At 64.0% G+C, this 985-nt stretch carries 2 protein-coding genes; both read right to left on the bottom strand.

Annotated elements, in window-relative coordinates:
* Positions 1-252, bottom strand: a 252-nt coding sequence (locus tag K7W03_RS25120; RefSeq protein WP_222887616.1) for a hypothetical protein, incomplete at its 3' end; no start/stop codon positions are given.
* 288 nt (positions 253-540) lie between these two features.
* A partial coding sequence (locus K7W03_RS25115; protein ID WP_226870496.1) for a hypothetical protein occupies positions 541-985 on the bottom strand: 445 nt, incomplete at its 5' end.

Below are 985 nucleotides of genomic sequence, written 5' to 3'. Positions count from 1 at the left end.
CGTGCCCCAAAGGAAAACCAAGCCTGTAGAGGCACGCCCCCACCCCAACCCCTCCCCTGAAGGGGAGGGGCTTAATGGCAAGAAACCAACCATCAAACCGCCATCAAAAATGAGAGGGGCCGTCGGGTAGATTAAACCCCGACGGCCCATCATTGACATGGTCAGCGGCCGGAAGCGCCGCCCAAGGGAAACGTTGATCGCGCTATTTTCCAGATACGGCGCTTCGATCGCGAAACCGCGGTCGACAGTCACCCTATTCTGGAAAACCGACGCATAAGGCGTCGCTCAGCGGCGCGTTCCCCGAATGGACTTGACCGACCCCATTGCTGAACCATGAGACATCGGATCACCTCCTTTCGCTAGTTGAAGCCCCTATAGCCGTTCCCGGTACTGGTCCTTCGCCGTCTATGAAATGATATGTGAATCAGACCGGCCGCTACTTCAAGGCTTGTAAAATTCTTTTTTCGAATCATACTTTTGCGTCCGCCTTTTGCAGGCGATCTGCGTTGAAACCAGCGCCTTTCGCCTGAAATCAAGGGCTTAGGCGCGGCAGTCCTCCACGACGCGGCCGACCTCCGCCCAGCTTGGCAGGACCAGCATCTCCAGACCCTGCACCTCGACCGCGAAACGGCCCCGGCTGTAGGCGATCTGATCGAGCGTGGCGTCGCTGGCGGCGCGGGTCGCCTGGGTCGCGGCGATGGCGCCGGTGGCGGGGCCGGCCGGCCAGTTGACCGCGCCATAGCTGGTCCGCACCGTCATCGCCGCCTGCGCCGGGCCGGGCCGCAAAAGGCTGACGCGGCGCGTCGTCCGGTCGCAGCGGATGACGAACAGGCTGCCTTGCGCATCCGGGCCGAACAGGGCGGCCGATCCGGCGCCGTCGACCTGATAGCGCCAGTCGCCCGCGGTCGTCGCGCGGTCCTGCCAATCGGCCGGCGGCCGCCTTCGTCCTGCTGGCTTCCTGCGTGGGCGCGCCCCAGCAGCTGTC

This window comes from Sphingobium sp. PNB (assembly GCF_019873065.1).
GTDB lineage: Bacteria > Pseudomonadota > Alphaproteobacteria > Sphingomonadales > Sphingomonadaceae > Sphingobium > Sphingobium fuliginis.
This window is presented reverse-complemented; position numbering and strand designations above follow the sequence as displayed.